This window comes from Kosakonia sp. YIM B13571 (assembly GCF_042788095.1).
GTDB lineage: Bacteria > Pseudomonadota > Gammaproteobacteria > Enterobacterales > Enterobacteriaceae > Kosakonia > Kosakonia quasisacchari.
Genome location: NZ_JBHZPL010000014.1, coordinates 1 through 19,460, shown reverse-complemented (window position 1 = coordinate 19,460; position 19,460 = coordinate 1). Strand labels below are relative to the sequence as shown.

At 56.7% G+C, this 19,460-nt stretch carries 15 protein-coding genes; 9 read left to right on the top strand and 6 right to left on the bottom strand.

All coding sequences use genetic code 11. The features are described 5' to 3' along the window. The first annotated feature begins 29 nt into the window (after positions 1-29). The 4 genes from ACFX4O_RS21880 (at position 30) to ACFX4O_RS21865 (ending at position 2,738) form a co-directional block, all read left to right on the top strand. The gene (locus tag ACFX4O_RS21880) at positions 30-389 is read left to right on the top strand and encodes a type II toxin-antitoxin system RelE/ParE family toxin (RefSeq protein WP_380211294.1); all 360 of its coding nucleotides are present in this window, start codon (positions 30-32) and stop codon (positions 387-389) included. Further along, a complete protein-coding gene (locus ACFX4O_RS21875; protein ID WP_380211295.1) occupies positions 377-676 on the top strand; it encodes a helix-turn-helix domain-containing protein in 300 nt (99 codons plus the stop codon). The genes ACFX4O_RS21880 and ACFX4O_RS21875 overlap by 13 nt, the downstream gene beginning before the upstream one ends. A gap of 258 nt (positions 677-934) precedes the next feature. Continuing rightward, positions 935-1,702, top strand: coding sequence for an isocitrate lyase/phosphoenolpyruvate mutase family protein (locus ACFX4O_RS21870; RefSeq protein ID WP_380211297.1), 768 nt, complete (start codon positions 935-937; stop codon positions 1,700-1,702). Beyond that, positions 1,686-2,738, top strand: a complete 1,053-nt coding sequence (locus tag ACFX4O_RS21865; RefSeq protein WP_380211298.1) for a bifunctional transcriptional activator/DNA repair enzyme AdaA — start codon at positions 1,686-1,688, stop codon at positions 2,736-2,738. The genes ACFX4O_RS21870 and ACFX4O_RS21865 overlap by 17 nt, the downstream gene beginning before the upstream one ends. 75 nt (positions 2,739-2,813) lie before the next feature. Here the strand turns inward: ACFX4O_RS21865 and ACFX4O_RS21860 are convergent, their stop codons facing one another. The 4 genes from ACFX4O_RS21860 to ascF form a co-directional block, all read right to left on the bottom strand. Then, positions 2,814-4,643 (bottom strand): glycoside hydrolase family 15 protein, encoded by a 1,830-nt coding sequence (locus tag ACFX4O_RS21860; protein ID WP_380211300.1) that lies wholly within the window; start codon positions 4,641-4,643, stop codon positions 2,814-2,816. A gap of 68 nt (positions 4,644-4,711) precedes the next feature. Further along, a complete protein-coding gene (locus ACFX4O_RS21855) occupies positions 4,712-5,605 on the bottom strand; it encodes an SDR family oxidoreductase (RefSeq protein WP_380211302.1) in 894 nt (297 codons plus the stop codon). 167 nt (positions 5,606-5,772) lie between these two features. After that, positions 5,773-7,197, bottom strand: coding sequence for a 6-phospho-beta-glucosidase (locus ACFX4O_RS21850; protein ID WP_380211304.1), 1,425 nt, complete (start codon positions 7,195-7,197; stop codon positions 5,773-5,775). Between the two features lie 21 nt (positions 7,198-7,218). After that, entirely contained in the window at positions 7,219-8,661 is a 1,443-nt protein-coding gene (gene ascF, locus ACFX4O_RS21845) for a PTS cellobiose/arbutin/salicin transporter subunit IIBC (protein WP_131408788.1), read from the bottom strand. A 265-nt stretch (positions 8,662-8,926) separates the two neighbouring features. Between ascF and ACFX4O_RS21840 the strand changes: the two genes are divergently transcribed. The 4 genes from ACFX4O_RS21840 to hypF all read left to right on the top strand — a co-directional run bounded on the left by ACFX4O_RS21840 (position 8,927) and on the right by hypF (position 15,051). Further along, entirely contained in the window at positions 8,927-9,940 is a 1,014-nt protein-coding gene (locus ACFX4O_RS21840) for a LacI family DNA-binding transcriptional regulator (protein WP_380211306.1), read from the top strand. Between the two features lie 136 nt (positions 9,941-10,076). Then, positions 10,077-10,622, top strand: a complete 546-nt coding sequence (gene hydN, locus ACFX4O_RS21835; RefSeq protein ID WP_020454941.1) for an electron transport protein HydN — start codon at positions 10,077-10,079, stop codon at positions 10,620-10,622. Between the two features lie 36 nt (positions 10,623-10,658). Next, on the top strand, positions 10,659-12,809 hold the full coding sequence (fdhF, locus tag ACFX4O_RS21830; RefSeq protein WP_380211308.1) for a formate dehydrogenase subunit alpha: 2,151 nt from the start codon (positions 10,659-10,661) through the stop codon (positions 12,807-12,809). Continuing rightward, positions 12,793-15,051, top strand: a complete 2,259-nt coding sequence (gene hypF, locus ACFX4O_RS21825; RefSeq protein WP_380211310.1) for a carbamoyltransferase HypF — start codon at positions 12,793-12,795, stop codon at positions 15,049-15,051. The genes fdhF and hypF overlap by 17 nt, the downstream gene beginning before the upstream one ends. On the opposite strand, the gene norW is transcribed toward hypF, so the two are convergent. After that, complete coding sequence (gene norW, locus ACFX4O_RS21820) at positions 15,032-16,165, bottom strand: NADH:flavorubredoxin reductase NorW (protein WP_380211312.1); 1,134 nt, start codon at positions 16,163-16,165, stop codon at positions 15,032-15,034. The genes hypF and norW overlap by 20 nt on opposite strands. Beyond that, positions 16,162-17,613 carry an anaerobic nitric oxide reductase flavorubredoxin gene (norV, locus tag ACFX4O_RS21815; RefSeq protein WP_380211314.1) on the bottom strand — a complete coding sequence of 484 codons (1,452 nt, stop codon included), beginning with the start codon at positions 17,611-17,613 and terminating at the stop codon, positions 16,162-16,164. The genes norW and norV overlap by 4 nt, the downstream gene beginning before the upstream one ends. A gap of 184 nt (positions 17,614-17,797) precedes the next feature. On the opposite strand from norV, the gene norR reads away from it, so the two are divergent. Beyond that, positions 17,798-19,312: a nitric oxide reductase transcriptional regulator NorR gene (gene norR, locus ACFX4O_RS21810; RefSeq protein WP_380211316.1), complete on the top strand. Its 1,515-nt coding sequence runs from the start codon at positions 17,798-17,800 to the stop codon at positions 19,310-19,312. Positions 19,313-19,460 lie beyond the last annotated feature (148 nt).

Genomic DNA, 19,460 nt, shown 5'->3' with positions numbered 1-19,460 from the left:
CATAGCAAAAAAGCTATGAGGGAACGGCAATGTGGCAAGTGATTACGACGGAGCGTTTTGACGTGTGGTTTAGCATCCAGCCAGAACCGTTGCAGGATGAGATTTTGGCGGTTTTCAGGATCCTCAGTGAGTTTGGCCCGCAGCTTGGGCGTCCTTATGTCGATACTATAAAAGGATCAACCTATAGCAATATGAAAGAGTTGAGGATCCAGTATGCAGGTTCTCCCGTACGCGCTTTTTTTGCGTTCGATTCTACGCGGTGGGCTATTGTGTTGTGCGCCGCAGATAAGACAGGCGTTAACGAGAAACGGTTTTATAAAGAGATGATAAAAATTGCCGCAGAGTTCAGAAATCATATGCGAAATAAGGAGTTAACGTGGCAACCTTAGACGAACTTTTAGCGAAACGCAGCCCTGAAAGCCAGGCGCGAATTGAAGGGCGTGTTGATGAGCTGCGCCGCAACATTGTATTGAGCCAGCTACGTGAAGAATTGAATATCTCCCAGACCGAGCTTGCCGGAGTCATGGGCGTCAAACAGCCGACACTGGCGAAAATAGAGCAGCCTGGCAACGATCCCCGTCTCTCTACTCTCAAGCGTTATGTCTCTGCGTTAGGTGGCGAGTTAAGCATTGATATCACATTGCCGACAGGCAAACGCGTTGCATTTCATATCTGATATTGATGCCAAAAGCCGTGAATACGCCGCCGGATGGCGGCTTGCGGCTTATCCGGCCTACACAACACTGCATTGATTTTATGAGAAAAAATGCGCTCTCTGCCTGAGACAATGATCGTTGTTCCAGACTGGGCAAATTGATTACCAGCAGTGAAACGTTTCCTGCCCGATATATAAAAAATGGTCGTCCGATTTTCGGTTGTGAGAAGTAGGCGGCAAACGCCACACTCGCTCCACTTAATACCTCTGGAGACGACCATGGATTTCACCGCTTTTCACCATCAAACCACACCATTACTGATCGCCAATGTCTGGGACGCAGCCAGCGCGCGTGCGGCAGAGCAGGCCGGATATCAGGCGATGGGCACGTCCAGCGCCGCCATTGCCACGATGCTCGGTTATGAAGATGGTGAACAAATGCCGTTTGCTGAATTGCTGTTTATGGTGAAGCGCATTCGTGCGGCCTGCGACCTGCCGCTCAGCGTGGACATGGAAGCCGGTTACGGTGAAACCGCGCAAGCCATTGCCGATAACCTGCAACAACTCATCAATCTCGGTGTGGTGGGCATCAATCTGGAAGATAGCCGCGTGGTCAATGGCGAAAGGCAATTGGTTGAGGCCACCCAATTCGCCCGGCAGTTACGGAAAATTCGCACGCAATTGCCGCGCACGCTGTTTTTGAATATCCGTACCGATACCTTCTTGCTGAACGTGGAAAATGCGCTGGCAGAGACGCTGTATCGCGGGCAGTTATATGCTCAACACGGCGCGGACGGTCTGTTTGTGCCCTGCGTGATGCAAAATGCGGATATTGCCGCCATTGCCCAACAGATTTCGCTGCCGCTCAATGTGATGTGCGTACCGGGGCTGTCAGGGTTCGCCGAACTGGCAACGCTCGGCGTGCGCCGCATTTCGATGGGTAATTTCATCCATGCCGCGTTACAAACGCAGCTGAAAAACATACTGTTGAGCGTGCAGACTCAGCAATCCTTTGAGGGTGTTTTCCACCATGCAAATCACGGATAAAGCGCAGTGCGATACCTGGTATCAGGCGCTGCTCGATCGCGCTTCTGAATACACCGGCCTCTTTTTTGTCGGCGTCAAAACCACCGGTGTTTTTTGTATTTCCGTCTGTCGCGCGCGTAAACCGAAGCGGGAAAATGTGGTGTTTTTCCGCGAGATGAAATCAGCGCTCGACGCCGGTTTCCGCCCGTGTAAAGTGTGTCGGCCAACGGAAAATGCCTGCTCGGCACCGGACTTTATTGAACAGGCGTTAGCGCTGGTTCACGCCAATCCGAAAATGCGCATCAGCGACACGCTGCTACGTGAGCAGGGCATCAGCCCGGAGCGCGTGCGGCGCTGGTTTTTACAGCAACATGGCATCACATTTCAGGCTTTTCAGCGCATGTCGCGGGTCAATGTGGCGCTTCAGGAGTTGAAAGGTGGACGCAGCGCCACCGATGTCGCGTTTGATAGCGGTTATGAATCGCTCAGCGGCTTTGGCTATACCTGTAAAAAACTCACCGGTGCCGCACCAAGTGTGGGGCGACAAGTGATCATGATCCACCGTTTCACCACGCCGATTGGTCCGATGTTTGTCTGCGCCACGGAACAGGGCGTTTGCCTGCTGGAGTTTGTTGACCGGCGCATGCTGGAAACTGAATTCAGCGACTTACAGCGCTTGCTGAAAGCACGCATTATCGCCGGGGAAAACGCGCACACCCGGCAGGCGGAAAAAGAGATCGGCGAGTATTTTGCCGGCGACAGGCGGCAATTTTCGCTGACGCTGGATCTGCCTGGCAGTGAATTTCAGCGCCGTGTGTGGCAGGGCTTACAAACGGTGCCCTACGGTCAGACCACGCATTATCAAGCGCTGGCGGAATCCCTTGCGCAACCCACTGCGGTGCGTGCCGTCGCAGCGGCCAATGGTGCGAACCGGGTGGCGATTGTCATTCCTTGCCACCGGATCATCGGTAAAGACGGTTCCATGACCGGCTATGGCGGCGGTATCGCGCGCAAAGCGTGGTTGATCGCGCATGAGAAAAACCACCTTATACGGTAGCAGTGTTTACCCCTTTGGCAGAAAATCCTTCGGTCGCAGGTCGGGCCAGCGTGCGCGTTTTCCCCTTATACCTGTTCACGGGTGGGATGAGGTGCTGTAATCGGTAATCGCCTGCGCGGCGCAAATCAGCGCCAGGTGGCTTAAACCCTGCGGCAGGTTGCCGCTCCACTTGCCGGTGCGAACATCAAACATCTCATTAAAGGTTTCGACATTGCCTCTATCGCAAAGGGCGTTGAGGATCGCCTCCATTGCCGCTTCGGCTTTGGTTATCTCGCCCATTGCTGCCCAGGCTGCCGCCAGCCAGAACGAACAGGCGACAAAAGTGTTCTCTTCCTGTTCGACGCCGCTGTAGCGGTAGACCAGTGCGCCGCCGTGACCCAACTCTTCTTCAATGGCCCGGTAAGTGGCAAGCATGCGCTGGGGGTTAACATGTTGACCATAGCGATAAACCAGCGCCAGCGAAGCATCAAGCCGATCGTCGCTATCCGGGTAAAAAAGGTAGGCCTGCTTGCTCTCTGACCAGCAATGGCTTTCGATCCAGTCGCGGATGCGATCCCGCTCGCGCTCCCAGCGCCCGACCCATGTCGGTTCGATATATTTCTCTTTCGCCATCAGCACGGCCATATCCAGCGCCAGCCAGCACGCCATCTTGGAGTGGGTATAATGTTGCAGCTCGGGCAGTTCCCAAATCCCGCAATCCTTTTGTCGCCAGTGATCGGCGCAACAGTTCGCCAACTCGCCCAGCAGCCGCGAGGTGGTGAGATCCAGCACGTGGCCCGCCTTGACGAACAGTTCCGCCGTTGCCAGCATGTCGCCGTACATGCTGAGTTGTAACTGGTCGCGAGCGTTATTACCCACTCGCACAGGCTTTGAGTTTTTGTAGCCCCGCAGCGCCGGGTAAGTTTCGCTGGGCACTTCATCCCCTTCGAGTGTGTAACACGCCTGCAGCCTGACACCGTGGCGGATAATGGTTTTTGACAGCCATGAGAAAGCGGCTTTGCACTCTTCCAGCGCGCCCAAAAACGCAAACGCTTTAATAATCAGGCAGGCATCGCGGATCCACGCGTAGCGATAATCGTAATTCTTCTCGCCGCCAATGCCTTCCGGAATTGAGGTGGTCGCCGCCGCCGCAAGCGCGCCGGTCGGGGAATACCAAAGGAATTTCAGCGCCAGCGCGGAACGCCCAATATGCTCTGTGTAGCGCCCTGCATAGCTCAGGTTTTTACTCCAGTCGCACCAGGCGGCATGGCTGGTTTCAATTCGCGCGTCAATTGCCTCAAGGCTCGGTACTGCCAGCGGCTCTTTCTCGGTCACCAGCAGCGCGACTAACCGCCGCTGGCCCGCTGAAATTTTCATGTGACCGTTAATCTGCTCATCGTCGGCGTCGGTGATGTTGACCTCTTCGCTGGTGCGCAGCATCGCCATTAAATCGGCGATATGGTAGACGTTGCCGTGCGCTGTTTTATTCATCCATGGCGAACAGGTTTCTGCCCGTGTGCCGAAACGGACTTTCAGCGCTAATGCCACTTCGCCTTCCAGACCGTCAATCCGGCGCGCCAACTCGCTCCACGGCAAACGTCCGGCGAGCGTACTGTTAATGGATTCGGTGAGTAACACTTTGCCGCTGGCGGTAGTAAAAGTGGTTTCCAGCACGTTGCTGTCCTGCCTGTAGCGCCGCGTAACGGTGTAAGGTTGCTGCGGTTCTAGCTGAAAAAAACCGCCAATCTCCGGGTCGAGCAGGCGGTCAAACAGCGGCGGGGAATCGAGGTTTGGCGCGCACCACCAGTCGATTGAACCGTCGGGGGCGATGAGTGCAACCGAGCGCCCTTCACCAATCGCGGCGTAATCGCCGGGTTCGGCAAAGCCATCCTCCCGCACAGGAGAGTGAAAAATTGTGTTCTTCACGGTGTTGCGATCCTTACCAGAAATGGCCGCCAGACGGCGGCCATACAGAGTGGAATCGGGAGTGAGAATTACAGCGTGCCGGTACCCCCGTCAGAACACCAAACCTGCCCGGAGGTGTAGCTGCTTTCCGCCGAGGCCATGGTGACATACAGCGGAGCAATTTCTACGGGCTGACCTGGGCGGCCCAGCGGCGCGCTGGCACCGAATTGCTGCACTTTTTCCTGCGGCTGACCGCCACTGGACTGCAGCGGTGTCCAGTAAGGGCCAGGCGCAACCGCATTCACGCGGATGCCTTTTTCACCCAATTGCTGCGCCAGCGATTTAGTGAACGCCACGATCGCCGCTTTGGTCTGCGCGTAATCCAGCAGAATAGGGCTTGGCTGGTGGGCCTGCACCGAAGAGGTGTTGATTATGCTGGCACCGCGCGGCAGATGTTCCACTGCGGCTTTGGTTATCCAGAACATCGCATAGACGTTGGTTTTAAAGGTGGCGTCAAAATCTTCCGTCGAGAGCGTCAGAATCGACTCGTTAAACTGCTGGCGACCGGCGTTGTTAACCAGAATATCCAGCCCGCCCAGTTTCGTAACCGCCTCGTTGACCAGCGTCCGGCAAAACGCCTCCGAACGGATATCACCTGGAATGGCGATGGCTTTTCGTCCTTCGGCTTCAATCAGTTGGATCACTTCAGCGGCGTCAGATTCCTCTTCCGGCAGGTAATTAATTGCCACATCCGCACCTTCGCGGGCGTAGGCAATGGCGACCGCCCGGCCAATGCCGGAATCGCCGCCGGTGATCAGCGCTTTACGGCCCGTTAAACGCCCGGAACCCCGGTAGCGGGTTTCACCGTGATCCGGCACAGGTTTCATTTTGCTGGCAAGACCCGGTGCGGGCTGCGGTTGTTCGACAAACGGAGGAGTAGGATAGTGCGGTGCTAGCGTGGTTTTTGGGCTTTGCTCTGCCATGCTTTCTCCTTCAGACGTTGTTGTACACGTCATTAAGCCTGGCATAGATGTGAGCGTTGTCACGCTATCAAGCGGCAAACTGCCGTTGAGAAAAGTCTGTAAACAGGGGGAGAAAGACGGACAACGACGAAATGCGTTCGTGTTGCCCGCCTGGTGTTGCGCGGTGTTTAGTCGAGATCGGCCCCGTTGCTGGCGATCACTTTCTTATACCACCAGAACGATTTTTTACGGCTGCGTGCCAGCGTACCGTTACCGGCATCATCGCGGTCGACATAGACAAAACCGTAGCGCTTGCTCATCTCGCCGGTGGATGCCGCCACCAGATCGATACAGCCCCAACTGGTGTAACCGATAACCGGAATACCATCTTCGATGGCGTCGCCCATCGCACGGATATGTTCGCGCAGGTAGCTGATGCGGTAATCATCTTCTACTTCGCCATTGGCGTTCAGTTCATCTTTCGCGCCGAGGCCGTTTTCCACCAGGAAGAGCGGTTTCTGGTAGCGGTCGTACATCATGTTCATGGTAATGCGCAGACCCAACGGATCGATACCCCAGCCCCATTCGCTGACTTCAATGTGCGGGTTGCGCAGCGATTTCACGATGTTGGCCGCGCTGGTGTTGTTGGCGTTCATATCCGCCGACGCACAGCGTGAGGCGTAATAACTGAAGGAGACGAAATCGACGGTGTTCTTCAGGATTTCGTCGTCACCCGCTTCTTTCACAATGGTGACGCCTTTTTCGCGGAACACGCGCGCGGAGTAGGCCGGGTAGCTGCCGCGCGCCTGCACATCGATAAAGAACAGGTTTTCGCGATCTTTTTCCAGCGCCGTCCACACATCGACCGGTTTGCAGGAGTAGGGATAAAAATTACCACCCGCCAGCATGCAGCCCACCTGGTTTTGCGGGTTTACTTCATGGGCGATTTTCGTTGCCAGCGCGCTGGCAATCAGCTCATGGTGCGCCGCCTGGTATTTCACCTGATCCTGGTTTTCACCCTCTTCGAACACCAGCCCCGCACCGGAGAACGGGCTGTGCAACATGATGTTGATTTCGTTGAAGGTCAGCCAGTATTTCACCAGCCCGTTAAATTCTTCAAAGCAGGTGCGTGCGTAACGGGTGAAAAACTCCACCATTTTGCGGTTACGCCATGAGCCGTATTCGATGACCAGATGCATCGGCACATCGAAGTGGCACAGCGTGACCAGCGGTTCGATATTGTACTTTTTGCACTCTTCAAACACCGCGCGGTAGAACGCTACCCCTTCCGGGTTCGGCGTCAGTTCGTCGCCGTTCGGGTACAGGCGGCTCCAGGCAATCGAGGTACGAAACACCGAAAAACCCATCTCCGCCATCAGCGCGATATCTTCTTTGTAGCGATGATAAAAATCGATCGCCTCGTGGCTTGGGTAGAACTCGTCATCGCGCAGCGTAAAGCGTTTTTCCTGACCCAGTTTCACTGGCAGACGGTTCGCGCCGTGCGGGATCATATCTACAGTGGTCAGCCCTTTGCCGCCCTCCAGATAACCCCCTTCCGACTGGTTGGCGGCAAGCGCGCCGCCCCATAAAAATCCTTGCGGAAATACTGACATGCGTTACCTCGCTTTCTTAAATCAGGCTCGTGCTTCTTTTACATTGACCGGCTCGGCCGCTTGCGGTTTGTTCTCGGTTTCCACGGGAATATCTTCAAACCCGAGCAGCAGCGTCAACACAAATGACAACACTACCGCCAGCGCCATTACGCCGAACACCCAGACAATGGACATGGGGTTAGCCGGGTCGAAGAACTGGACGCTGGTAAATAACCCAGGCGCCGCCATTGAGTGGCTGGCAAGCCCGGCGATACCGGCAACCGCGCCGCAGACAAAACCGCTAATCAAACTGGCAATCAGCGGACGTTTCAGGCGCACCGCCACGCCGTAGAGCGCCGGTTCTGAGATACCGGCCAGAATCGCGGAAGCCGCCGCCGCCATTGCGGTCTGGCGCAGTTCCGGGTTTTTGGTTTTCCAGGCTACCGCCAACGAAGAACCGCCAAGCGACAGGTTCGCACCGATTTCCGACGGCATAACCATGCCCTCTTTGCCGGTTTCCGCGATGGTCTGAATAATGGTTGGGGTAAAGACACGGTGCATACCGGTCATCACCAGCAGCGGCCACAGTGCGCCCATAATGGCAACGGAGAGCCAGCCGAGATAGCCGTGAATGGTGTAGACCAGCGCGGAAATAGCGCTACCGATCCAGATGCCGAGCGGGCCAATCAGCACAATTGCCAGCGGCGCGGCAATCAGCACGATCAACATCGGTTTTAAGAAGTTTTTCGTCACCGCCGGTGTAATGCGATCCACCCAGCGTTCGATATACGACAGGCACCAGGTCATCACCAGCGCCGGGATGACGGTATAGGTGTATTTCACCGCCGTCACCGGAATCAGCGCGAACTCAACGTGCTCGCCCTGCGCGGCTTTCGCCATCAGATCGACAAAACTCGGATGCACCAGCACCCCGGCGATGGCGATTGCCAGCGACATATTGGTTTTGAATTTCACCGCCGCAGACGCTGCCACCATCAATGGCAGGAAGAAGAAGGCGCCGTCGCCAATCACCGTCAGAATCGTCAGTGTGGAAGAGCCTTTTGGCAGCACGCCGGACATCTCCAGCACCATCGCCAGCAGTTTAACCATCGACCCGCCGATGATCGCCGGGATCAGCGGCGACATGGTGCCGATCAACGCATCGAGAATGCCCGCGCCGATGCGGCGCAACGTCAGTTTTTGCTTCGTCTGCACTTCAACCGGCTGCATATCTTGCGGCAGCAGGCTGACCACTTCGCGAAACGCCTGGGAAACCGTGTTGCCGATGATCACCTGGCACTGGTTGTCGTTGCGTACCACACCCATTACGCCGCTGACGCTTTTAAGCGTGGGGGCGTCGATGCGTGTTTCGTCTTTCACCACAAAGCGCAGGCGCGTCATACAGTGCGTTACGGCGGCGATGTTATCGGCTCCGCCCAGCGCGTCCACCACCGAGTGGGCCAGCGCGGCATAATTCTTTGCCATTAAATTTTGTCCTGTTTTATCAATAAGGTACTGCTTCATCGCAACGCCCAGGCGGCCATGAAACATGAAATAGGTAACCGGTTCCACAAAATCATGAATAGTTTCATTGTGTGAAACAAGACATAAAAAGAGGTTATTTTTATAATCGTGATGTTGATCACTAGATGAGGCGCGAGGGAAATGTTGATCTGTCGGGCTTAAGTGTTCCCATCATCGCAACGCCTGAAGTACACTTCGGGTCACGTTTTTTGCAGCGGGAGGATCGATGGCGACAATGCAGGAAGTAGCAAAGCGGGCTGGGGTGTCGAAAGCCACCGTTTCCCGCGTGCTGACGGGCAAAGGGTATGTTGGCGAAGAGACGAAAGCACGCGTCTTTCAGGCCATTACCGAAAGCGGTTATCGCCCGAATTTGCTGGCGCGCAGCCTGGCTTCCAGCAAAACCCAGACCTTAGGGCTGGTGGTCACCAACACTCTTTATCACGGTGTCTATTTTAGCGAGCTGCTTTCCCATGCCGCGCGCATGACCGAAGATAAAGGCCGTCGATTGCTGCTGGCAGACGGGAAACACAGCGCCGAAGAGGAGCGCCAGGCGATCCAGTACCTGCTCGATTTGCGTTGTGATGCGATCATTATTTACCCGCGTTTTTTGAGTGTTGATGAACTTGACGAGATTATCGACAACCATTCGCAACCGCTGGTGGTGCTCAATCGCCGTTTGCGTAAACACGCCAGCCACTGTGTTTACTCTGACCAGAAAGCCTCCAGCATGAGCGTGGTGTCGCGGCTTATCACCCGTGGTCACCGCGATATCGCATTTATCACCGGTTCGCTGGATTCACCCACCGGTATTGAGCGTTTATCGGGTTATAAAGAAGCGCTGGCGCAGCACGGGATCGAGGTGCGTAATGAATTGATAACCGAAGGGAAATGGACGCCAGCCAGCGGCGCGCAAGGCGTGGCGGAGCTGCTTTCCCGCAAGGCGACCTTCACCGCGCTGGTGGCGAGCAACGACGATATGGCCATCGGCGCGATTAAGCAACTGCATGAAAGCCAGCTCGCGGTGCCGCAGCAGGTGTCGGTGGTGGGGTTTGATGATATCGCCATTGCGCCCTTTACCGTGCCGGCGCTTTCCAGCGTGAAAATCCCGGTCACGGAGATGATCAAAGAGACGATTAACCGCTTGATCTTTATGCTTGATGGTGGCGATTTTCACTACCAGCAAACCTTTCCAGGTGAGTTAATTACCCGCGATTCCATCACTGACGGCCCGCACATCTGATCTCGTCAGCTGTCATCGTCACTTCTGTCGATGACAGCCCACTGATTTTATAAATTTCCTTTAATTACAGTTAATTATAATTCTGGCACGCTTTGTGAATACTCCGGCGGGATATCGCCTTTTTCCGGAGGAACTCATGAACCGATTTATTATGGCAGACGCTGCAAAATGCATTGGCTGTCGCACCTGTGAGGTCGCCTGCGTGGTGTCTCATCAGGAAAACCAGGATTGCGCGGCACTCACCCCTGAGACGTTTCTGCCGCGTATTCATGTCATCAAGGGTGTCAATGTGTCGACGGCGACATTGTGCCGTCAGTGCGAAGACGCGCCCTGCGCGAATGTTTGCCCGAACGGTGCTATCAGCCGCGACGAAGGGTTTGTGCATGTGATGCAGGAACGCTGCATTGGCTGCAAAACCTGCGTAGTCGCGTGCCCGTACGGCGCGATGGAAGTGGTAGTGCGCCCGGTTATTCGCCACAGCGGCGCAGGCCTGAATGTGCGCGCTGAGAAAGCCGAAGCCAACAAATGCGATTTGTGCCACCACCGCGAAAGCGGCCCCGCTTGTATGCAGGCCTGCCCGACCAACGCGCTGGTATGTGTCGATCGCAACTTACTGGAACAGATGAGCGCGGAAAAACGTCGTCGCGCCGCGCTGGATGGCGCCGTTTCCCTGGTGTTCTAAACAATCTGAATTTCACTTTTAACAGGTCTGTTACTGATGAAAAAAATTACGAGCGTATGCCCTTACTGTGGCGCTGGCTGCAAACTGAAACTGGTCGTGGATAACGGAAAAATCATCCGTGCGGAAGCGGCCAACGGCCACACTAACCAGAACGAACTGTGCCTGAAAGGCTACTACGGCTGGGATTTCCTGAACGACACCAAACTGCTGACGCCGCGCCTGACCCAGCCGATGATCCGCTACGAAAAAGGCGGCAAACTTACGCCGGTCAGTTGGGATGAAGCGATCCGCTACACCGCCAAACGCCTTGGCGATATCAAAGCGAAATATGGCCCGCGCGCCATTATGACTACCGGCTCGTCACGCGGCACGGGCAATGAAACCAACTATGTAATGCAAAAATTTGCCCGCGGCGTGCTCAACACCAACAACGTCGACTGCTGCGCGCGCGTTTGCCACGGCCCGTCTGTTGCGGGTTTACAGGAAACACTTGGCAACGGTGCGATGAGTAACTCCATCAGCGATATCGAAAACTCCAGTTGCCTGCTGGTATTTGGCTATAACTGCGCCGATTCACACCCGATCGTCGCGCGCCGGGTGATCAAAGCCAAACAGAAAGGGGCGAAAATCATTGTCTGCGATCCGCGCCGCATCGAAACCGCGCGCATCGCCGACCAGCACCTGCGACTGAATAACGGCTGCAACATGGCGCTGGTCAACGCTTTTGGCTATGTGCTGCTGGAAGAGGAACTCTACGACAAAGATTACGTTGCCAGCTTTACAACCGGGCTGGAAGCGTACCGTGAAACGGTAAAAGATTACGCGCCTGAAGCGGTGGAGCACATTACCGGCGTCCCTGCAAAACAGGTGCGTCAGGCAATGCGCACCTATGCCGCCGCACCGTCTGCCACCATTATGTGGGGCATGGGCGTCACCCAGTTCGGCCAAGCGGTGGACGTGGTGAAAGGACTCTCCAGCCTGGCGCTGCTTACCGGTAACCTTGGTCGCGAACATGTTGGCGTTGGCCCGGTACGCGGGCAAAACAACGTGCAGGGCGCGTGTGATATGGGCGTGATCCCCAACCAGTTCCCTGGCTATCAGGATGTGGTAAACCCGGAAGTACGCGCTAAATTCGCCAAAGCCTGGGGCATCGACCCGGCGGTGATGGACGATAAAGTGGGCGTGCGCATTACCGAAGTGCCGCACCTGGCGCTGGAAGGCAAAGTGAAAGCCTACTACATCATGGGTGAAGATCCGTTGCAGACCGAAGCGGATTTAGGCCTGGTGCGTAAAGGCTTTGAAGCGCTCGATTTTGTGGTGGTGCAGGACATCTTTATGACTAAAACCGCCGAGCAGGCCGATGTGCTGCTGCCCGCAACGTCATGGGGTGAGCATGGCGGTGTCTTCACCTGCGCCGATCGCGGCTTCCAGCGCTTTGAAAAAGCCATTGAGCCGAAGTACAACGTCAAGCGCGACTGGGAAATCATCAGCCTGATTGCCACGGAAATGGGCTACCCGATGCACTACGACAACAACCAGCAGATCTGGGATGAGCTGCGCGAGTTGTGTCCGCTGTTCTACGGCGTGACCTACGAGAAAATGGGCGATATGGGGCACATTCAGTGGCCTTGCCCGACGCTTGATCACCCCGGTACGCCATACCTGTATCAGAACAACAAATTCGATACGCCGGACGGCAAAGGCCATCTCTTTGCCGCGCAATGGCGTGCGCCAGCGGAACGCCCGGACGATGAATTCCCACTGGTGCTCTGTACGGTGCGCGAAGTGGGCCACTACTCTTGCCGTTCAATGACCGGCAACTGTGCGGCGCTGCAAACGCTCGCTGACGAACCGGGCTTTGTGCAGATTAGCCCGGCCGATGCCGAGGCGCTCGGCGTGCAGGATCGCCAACTGGTATGGGTTGAGTCGCGACGTGGCAAGGTGATCACGCGTGCGGATGTCAGCGAGCGCGTTAATCACGGCAGCGTGTATATGACTTATCAGTGGTGGATTGGTGCGTGTAACGAACTGACGCAGGATAATCTGGATCCGATTTCAAAAACGCCAGAGACCAAATACTGCGCAGTTCGGGTGAGTGCGATCAACGATCAGCGCTGGGCCGAAGAGTACACTCAGAGCACTTATCAACAGATGAAGAGTCGATTGCTCAATGCAGCAATGCAATGATGACACAGCCAACAGCAACGGTGTCTGTTTGCGCGTGTACGGAAAAGTACAAGGGGTGGGCTTCCGCCCCTTTGTCTGGCAACTGGCGCAGCAGCTCGGGCTGAAAGGCGATGTCTGTAATGATGCGCAGGGCGTGGAGGTTCGGCTGCTCGGTAATGAGCATGAATTTCTCGCCCTGTTGCAGCATCAATGCCCGCCGCTGGCGCGCATTGATATGGTGACCAGCGCGCCGTTTTGCTGGTCTGTTTTACCGCTTGATTTCGCCATTCGCCACAGCGCGGGTGGCGCAATGAATACCCAAATTGTTCCCGACGCGGCAACCTGCCCGGCATGCCTGGCGGAGATGAACGACCCTTCTGAACGCCGCTATCGCTACCCATTTATCAACTGCACCCACTGTGGGCCGCGCTTCACCATTATTCGCGCTATGCCTTATGACCGGCCTTACACCGCAATGGCGGGTTTTCCGTTGTGCCCGGTGTGCGAAGCCGAGTATCGCAATCCGCTGGACCGGCGTTTTCACGCTCAGCCCGTCGCGTGTCATGAATGCGGCCCGGCGCTTGAATGGCGCAGCGGCGAACAGCATGCACAAGGGGAAGCGGCACTACAGGCGGCAATCGCGCTGCTAAAAAGCGGCGGCATTGTGGCGGTAAAAGGCATTGGCGGTTTTCATCTCGCTTGTGATGCAACGAACCAGGCGGCGGTGATGCACCTGCGCGCGCGAAAACATCGCCCGGCAAAACCGCTGGCGGTGATGTTACCCGGCGCAGAAGGCGTGACGGCGCAGGCGCAGCGTTTACTTGCAACGCCCGCCGCACCGATTGTGCTGGTGGAAAAAGAGCGCGTGAGCGGGCTGTGCGAGGCGATTGCTCCCGGCCTTGATGAAGTGGGCGTCATGTTGCCTGCCAATCCGCTGCAACACCTGCTGGCACAGGAGTTACAGCGCCCGCTGGTGATGACGTCCGGCAACCTCAGCGGCAAACCGCCCGCTATCTGTAATGACGAGGCGTTAAGCGATTTGGCGGATATCGCCGACGGTTTTTTGCTGCACAACCGCGATATTGTTCAGCGCATGGATGATTCCGTGGTGCGCGAGAGCGGGGAGATGCTGCGCCGCTCGCGCGGCTATGTGCCGGATGCGATGTCGCTGCCGCCGGGGTTTAACGATCTTCCGCCGCTGCTCTGCCTGGGGGCGGATCTGAAAAACACCTTTTGCCTGTTGCGCGGCAACAGTGCGGTGCCGGGGCAGCATTTTGGCGATATCACGGATGAAGGCGTCGAAGCGCAGTGGCGCAGTGCGCTGCGTCTGATGCTGGATATTTACGATTTTGCCCCGGAGCAGGTGGTGGTGGACGCCCATCCAGGGTATCGCACGCATCAATGGGCCAGCAGTTATGGCCTGCCAGTGCAGACGGTGCTGCATCATCACGCCCACGCCGCTGCCTGCCTTGGCGAACACGGCTGGCCGCTCGAAGGTGGCGATGTCATTGCAATAACGCTTGATGGTATCGGTATGGGCGAGGGCGGTGAATTGTGGGGCGGTGAATGCCTGCGGGTCAATTACCGCGAGTGCGAGCACTTGGGGGGGGTACCGGCAGTGGCGCTCCCCGGCGGCGATTTAGCGGCGCAGCAGCCGTGGCGCAACTTGCTGGCGCAGATGCTGGAATTTATCCCTGACTGGCAACACTATCCGGAAACCGCCGATATTCAGCGGCAGAACTGGCCGCTGCTGGCGCGTGCAATTGAGCGCGGCGTTAATGCGCCGAAAGCTTCATCCTGCGGGCGTTTATTTGATGCTATTGCCTGTGCGCTGGGCTGCGCGCCGCTGCACCTCAGTTATGAAGGCGAGGCGGCTTGCCAACTGGAAGCGCTGGCGGCGAGTGTGGAGTCTGTTGAGCATCCGGTTCAGATACCGCTTTGCGGCACCATGCTAGATTTGGCAGCATTCTGGCGAAGCTGGCTGAACTGGCAGGCAACGCCTGCCGAGCGCGCATGGGCATTTCATGATGCGCTGGCGCAAGGTCTGGCAACACTGGCGCGGCAGGAAGCGACATTGCGTGGGATCCCTGTGCTGGTGTTCAGCGGCGGCGTGATGCATAACCGCCTGCTGAAGAAACGCTTACAGTACTACCTTGCGGAATTTACTTTGCTGTTTGCGCACCAGCTCCCGGCCGGTGATGGCGGCATTGCCTTCGGCCAGGGGCTGGTAGCGGCAGCGCGGGCTATACCGCCAGCGCTTTAAGCAGGGCAAACGCCTCTTTCATTCTGTCTTCGCTGACCACAAACGCACGCAGTTTATCTTCTGTGTCCAGCCCTTTTGCCACCATGCCATCGGCCTCGGTGGCGATATGCCAGCGCAGATCGGTGCGGTGCGTTTCCCCGGCCAGATGCAGCGGCATTAGCGGCGTTTTCACCTTCACCAGCATCGCGGGCAGCACCAGTTGCGTGCTGTTGCCGGTGAGGTTTTTCGCCAGCGTCATTGCGCTCAGTTGAATCGGTTGCAGGAACGGCAGCACCTGGCCGTTAATCTGCGCACAGTCACCGAGTGCGAAGATGTGCGGATTGTTGGTTTGCAGCGTTCCGTCCACCACGATCCCGCGCCCAACCTCCAGCCCGGCGTTCTGCGCCAGCGACACCTGCGGCGACAGCCCGGTGGCGGCAACGACCACATCTGCATCAATGTAGCGATCGTCATCCAGTTGCGCACGCACCCCCTGTTCATGCTCGTCGAGTTGCACTAAACGCGATTGCAGCAGCAGGCGCACGCCCAGCGCCGTCAGGCAGTGTTGCAGGCGACCACTCACTTCCGGCGGCATTAACGAAGGCAGAATACTGGCGGCGTTATCCAGCACGGTCACGGTTTTGCCCGCACGGCGAAAATCCATCGCCAGCTCGCAGCCAATCAGCCCGGCACCTACAATCAGCACGCGGCTGGCATCGCGCAGGGTGGTTTCACAGGCGTGGTACTCCTGCAAGCTATTGAGCGTGAGCATTTTTTCGCGCCCCGGCAGCGGCGGAACGAACGCCTTTGCCCCGGTCGCCAGCACCAGTTTGTCGTATTGCCACTGTTTATCGGCGCTTTTCACCACCCGCGCTTGTGTGTCGATGGCGGTAACAAACGTGTACGGGAACAGCCGCAGATTATATTGCTCGGCGAACTCGCCCGCCGACTGGCGAATCAGATCCTCGGCGCGCTGCGCCTGGCTAATCACATGGCTGAGATCCGGCTTGTTGTAATCTTCCATGCCGTCGGCGGCAATCAGCGTCAACGGTACGGCACTGTCCAGTTTGCGGATGTTTTTCACCAGCGTCCGGGCGGCGAAGCCCGAACCGATAATCACGATGCCTGCGCTCATTTTGCCTCCGTTGCCAGTTCGTCAAACACCTCTTTGCCAAGGGAACATTCCGGGCAGAGGAAGTTGTCCGGCACTTCGCTCCACGGCGTACCGGGTGCGACATCCTGCATCGGTTCGCCTTTTGCCGGGTCATAAATCCACTGGCAAACACTGCACTGCATGGATGGACCGAGATCCGCCGCGGTTGCGGCTGCGCAGGCACAGGTTTCTTGCGCGCTGGCGGCTGGGCTGTTTACCGGCTCCGGCAACGGCGATAGCGCCCACTGGCGGGCAATATCGCGCCCGTGCTGGCGGCAGACTTCCAGCGCGTCGATATCCGGTCGCCACTTCGCTTTCAGGCTGACCGACATCTCAAATCCGGCATCCTGTAAACGGGTTGACAGGCGGTCAACTGCACCGCCGCTCCAGCCGTGGGAGCCAAAAGCGCTGGCGCGTTTATTGCGAAAACGCAGGCCGGTAATCTCTTCAACCAGCCCGGCGATTTTCGGCATCATCACGTTGTTCATGGTCGAGGTGCCAACCAGCACGCCTTTGGAGCGGAACACATTGGTCAGAATGTCGTTTTTATCGCTGCGGGCGACGTTGAAGATTTTTACCGCCACGCGCGGGTCAACTTCGTTAATGCCCTGCGCAATGGCGTCGGCCATCATGCGGGTGTTGTTGGACATGGTGTCGTAGAAAATCGTGATGCGATCTTCCTGGTAATCCGCCGCCCATTTCAGATACAACTCAACAATTTGCGTCGGATTATCGCGCCATACCACACCGTGTGAGGTAGCTATCATATCGACCGGCAAGTTGAAGCCGAGGATCTCGGTGATTTTCGGCGTTACCAGGCGGCTGAACGGCGTGAGGATGTTGGCGTAGTAGCGCTGGCACTGCTCGAACAGTTCCGTTTGATCCACTTCATCATTGAACAGGCGTTCATCGCAGTAGTGCTGACCAAAAGCGTCGTTGCTGAACAGCACGGCATCGCCGGTCAGGTAAGTCATCATGCTGTCCGGCCAGTGCAGCATTGGCGTTTCGACAAAAATAAGCTGTTTGCCGTTGCCGATATCCAGCGTGTCGCCGGTTTTCACCACGTTGAAATTCCATTCAGGGTGGTGATGGTGGCCGTTAATCGAGTCGATGGCGTTATTGGTACAGTAAATCGGGGTGTTCGGGATATACGACATCAGCTCGGTCAGCGCACCGGCGTGATCTTCTTCCGCATGGTTGATCACGATGTAGTCGATCATCTGCAGATCGATTTCGCTGCGCAGGTTCTGCACGAACTCACGGCTAAATTTATGATCGACGGTATCGATCAGCACGTTTTTGCCTTCGCGGATCAGATAGCTGTTGTAGCTGCTGCCGCGCAGGGTTTTATATTCAGTACCGTGAAAGTCGCGAACTTCCCAGTCACGTTGTCCAACCCAGTGAATGTTGTTTTTTACATGAATAGCCATATCAGTTGTCCTGTGCAGTTTTCTCAATTCGATGTATGGCTATTATCAAGTTGCGTGCCAACTTTTTATTTTATTGATTTATAATGATTTTATTTATTTTTTTGAAAAAATAAATTGTCATTATGACTATGATAAATACGGTCAATATGACACTATGCATTGTCAAAAAGACAGTGAGGTAAGTATGAGTTTTTCGCTGAATGTGCTGGCGGGGATCGCCATTGAACTGCAAAGCGGTATCGGTCATGCGGATCGTTTCCAGCGGCTGATCACCACCCTGCGCCAGGTGCTGGAGTGCGATGCCTCGGCGTTGCTGCGCTATGATGCGCGGCAATTTATTCCGCTGGCGATCGACGGACTGGCGCAGGATGTTTTAGGCAGGCGTTTTACGCTGGAAGGCCATCCCCGGCTCGAAGCGATCGCCCGCGCTGGCGATGTGGTGCGTTTTCCCGCCGATAGCGATTTGCCCGATCCTTACGATGGCCTGATCCCAGGCCAGGAGAGCCTGAAAGTGCACGCCTGCGTTGGGCTGCCGCTGTTCGCCGGGCAAAACCTGATTGGCGCGCTGACGCTCGATGGCATGTCGCCGGATCAGTTCGACACGTTTAGCGATGAAGAGCTGCGGTTGATTGCCGCGCTGGCGGCAGGTGCGCTGAACAACGCGCTGCTGATAGAGCAACTGGAGAGCCAGAATATGCTGCCCGGCGCGCCAGCGGCCTTTGAACAGGTGACACGTAGCAAAATGATTGGCCTGTCGGCGGGCATGGAGCAGCTAAAAAAAGAGATCGATATCGTTGCCGCTTCCGATCTGAATGTGTTGATCAGTGGTGAAACCGGCACCGGTAAAGAGCTGGTAGCGAAAGCCATCCATGAAGGCTCGCCGCGCGCGATCAATCCGCTGGTCTATCTTAACTGCGCCGCGCTGCCGGAAAGCGTGGCCGAAAGCGAACTGTTCGGTCACGTTAAAGGCGCGTTTACCGGCGCTATCAGCAACCGTAGCGGCAAGTTCGAGATGGCGGACAACGGCACGCTGTTTCTCGATGAGATTGGCGAGCTGTCGCTTTCGTTGCAGGCGAAATTACTGCGCGTGCTGCAATACGGCGATATTCAGCGCGTCGGCGATGACCGCAGCCTGCGTGTCGATGTTCGTGTGCTGGCCGCTACCAACCGTGACCTGCGTGAAGAGGTGCTGGCCGGGCGTTTTCGCGCCGATCTTTACCATCGCTTGAGTGTGTTTCCGCTTTCTGTACCGCCACTGCGCGAACGCGGGGAAGATGTGGTGCTACTGGCGGGCTATTTCTGCGAACAGTGCCGTTTGCGGCTGGGGCTGGGGAGAGTGGCGTTAAGCCCCGGCGCGCGCGCGCATTTACTGAGCTACGGCTGGCCGGGCAATGTGCGCGAACTGGAACATGCCATCCACCGCGCGGTGATTCTGGCGCGCGGTACGCGCAACCGTGATGACGTGGTGCTGGAAGCGCGTCATTTCGCCCTCAGCGATGAACCGACGCAACCATCCGCGCTGGCGACACCGCTGCCCGTGGAGCAAAATTTGCGCGATGCGACAGAAGATTTTCAGCGAGCGTTTATTACCCGCACGCTGGAAGAGCAGGGCGGTAATTGGGCGGCCTGCGCGCGTGGTCTGGAGATGGATGTCGCCAACCTGCACCGGCTGGCGAAACGTCTGGGATTAAAGCGGTAAAGGATTCCCACCTGGTCGATATTGTGCAGGTGGATGTCGCTAACCTGCACCGGCTGGCGAAACGTCTGGGGTTAAAGCGGTAAAGGATTCCCACCTGGTCGATATTGTGCAGGTGGACGTCGCTAACCTGCACCGGCTGGCGAAACGT

Coding starts and splice junctions, on each gene's coding strand:
- ACFX4O_RS21880 (WP_380211294.1), top strand. CDS start 30: ATGTGGCAAGTGATTACGACGGAGCGTTTTGACGTGTGGTTTAGCATC.
- ACFX4O_RS21870 (WP_380211297.1), top strand. CDS start 935: ATGGATTTCACCGCTTTTCACCATCAAACCACACCATTACTGATCGCC.
- ACFX4O_RS21865 (WP_380211298.1), top strand. CDS start 1,686: ATGCAAATCACGGATAAAGCGCAGTGCGATACCTGGTATCAGGCGCTG.
- ACFX4O_RS21855 (WP_380211302.1), bottom strand. CDS start 5,605: ATGGCAGAGCAAAGCCCAAAAACCACGCTAGCACCGCACTATCCTACT.
- ACFX4O_RS21850 (WP_380211304.1), bottom strand. CDS start 7,197: ATGTCAGTATTTCCGCAAGGATTTTTATGGGGCGGCGCGCTTGCCGCC.
- ascF (WP_131408788.1), bottom strand. CDS start 8,661: ATGGCAAAGAATTATGCCGCGCTGGCCCACTCGGTGGTGGACGCGCTG.
- ACFX4O_RS21840 (WP_380211306.1), top strand. CDS start 8,927: ATGGCGACAATGCAGGAAGTAGCAAAGCGGGCTGGGGTGTCGAAAGCC.
- hydN (WP_020454941.1), top strand. CDS start 10,077: ATGAACCGATTTATTATGGCAGACGCTGCAAAATGCATTGGCTGTCGC.
- fdhF (WP_380211308.1), top strand. CDS start 10,659: ATGAAAAAAATTACGAGCGTATGCCCTTACTGTGGCGCTGGCTGCAAA.
- hypF (WP_380211310.1), top strand. CDS start 12,793: ATGCAGCAATGCAATGATGACACAGCCAACAGCAACGGTGTCTGTTTG.
- norW (WP_380211312.1), bottom strand. CDS start 16,165: ATGAGCGCAGGCATCGTGATTATCGGTTCGGGCTTCGCCGCCCGGACG.
- norV (WP_380211314.1), bottom strand. CDS start 17,613: ATGGCTATTCATGTAAAAAACAACATTCACTGGGTTGGACAACGTGAC.
- norR (WP_380211316.1), top strand. CDS start 17,798: ATGAGTTTTTCGCTGAATGTGCTGGCGGGGATCGCCATTGAACTGCAA.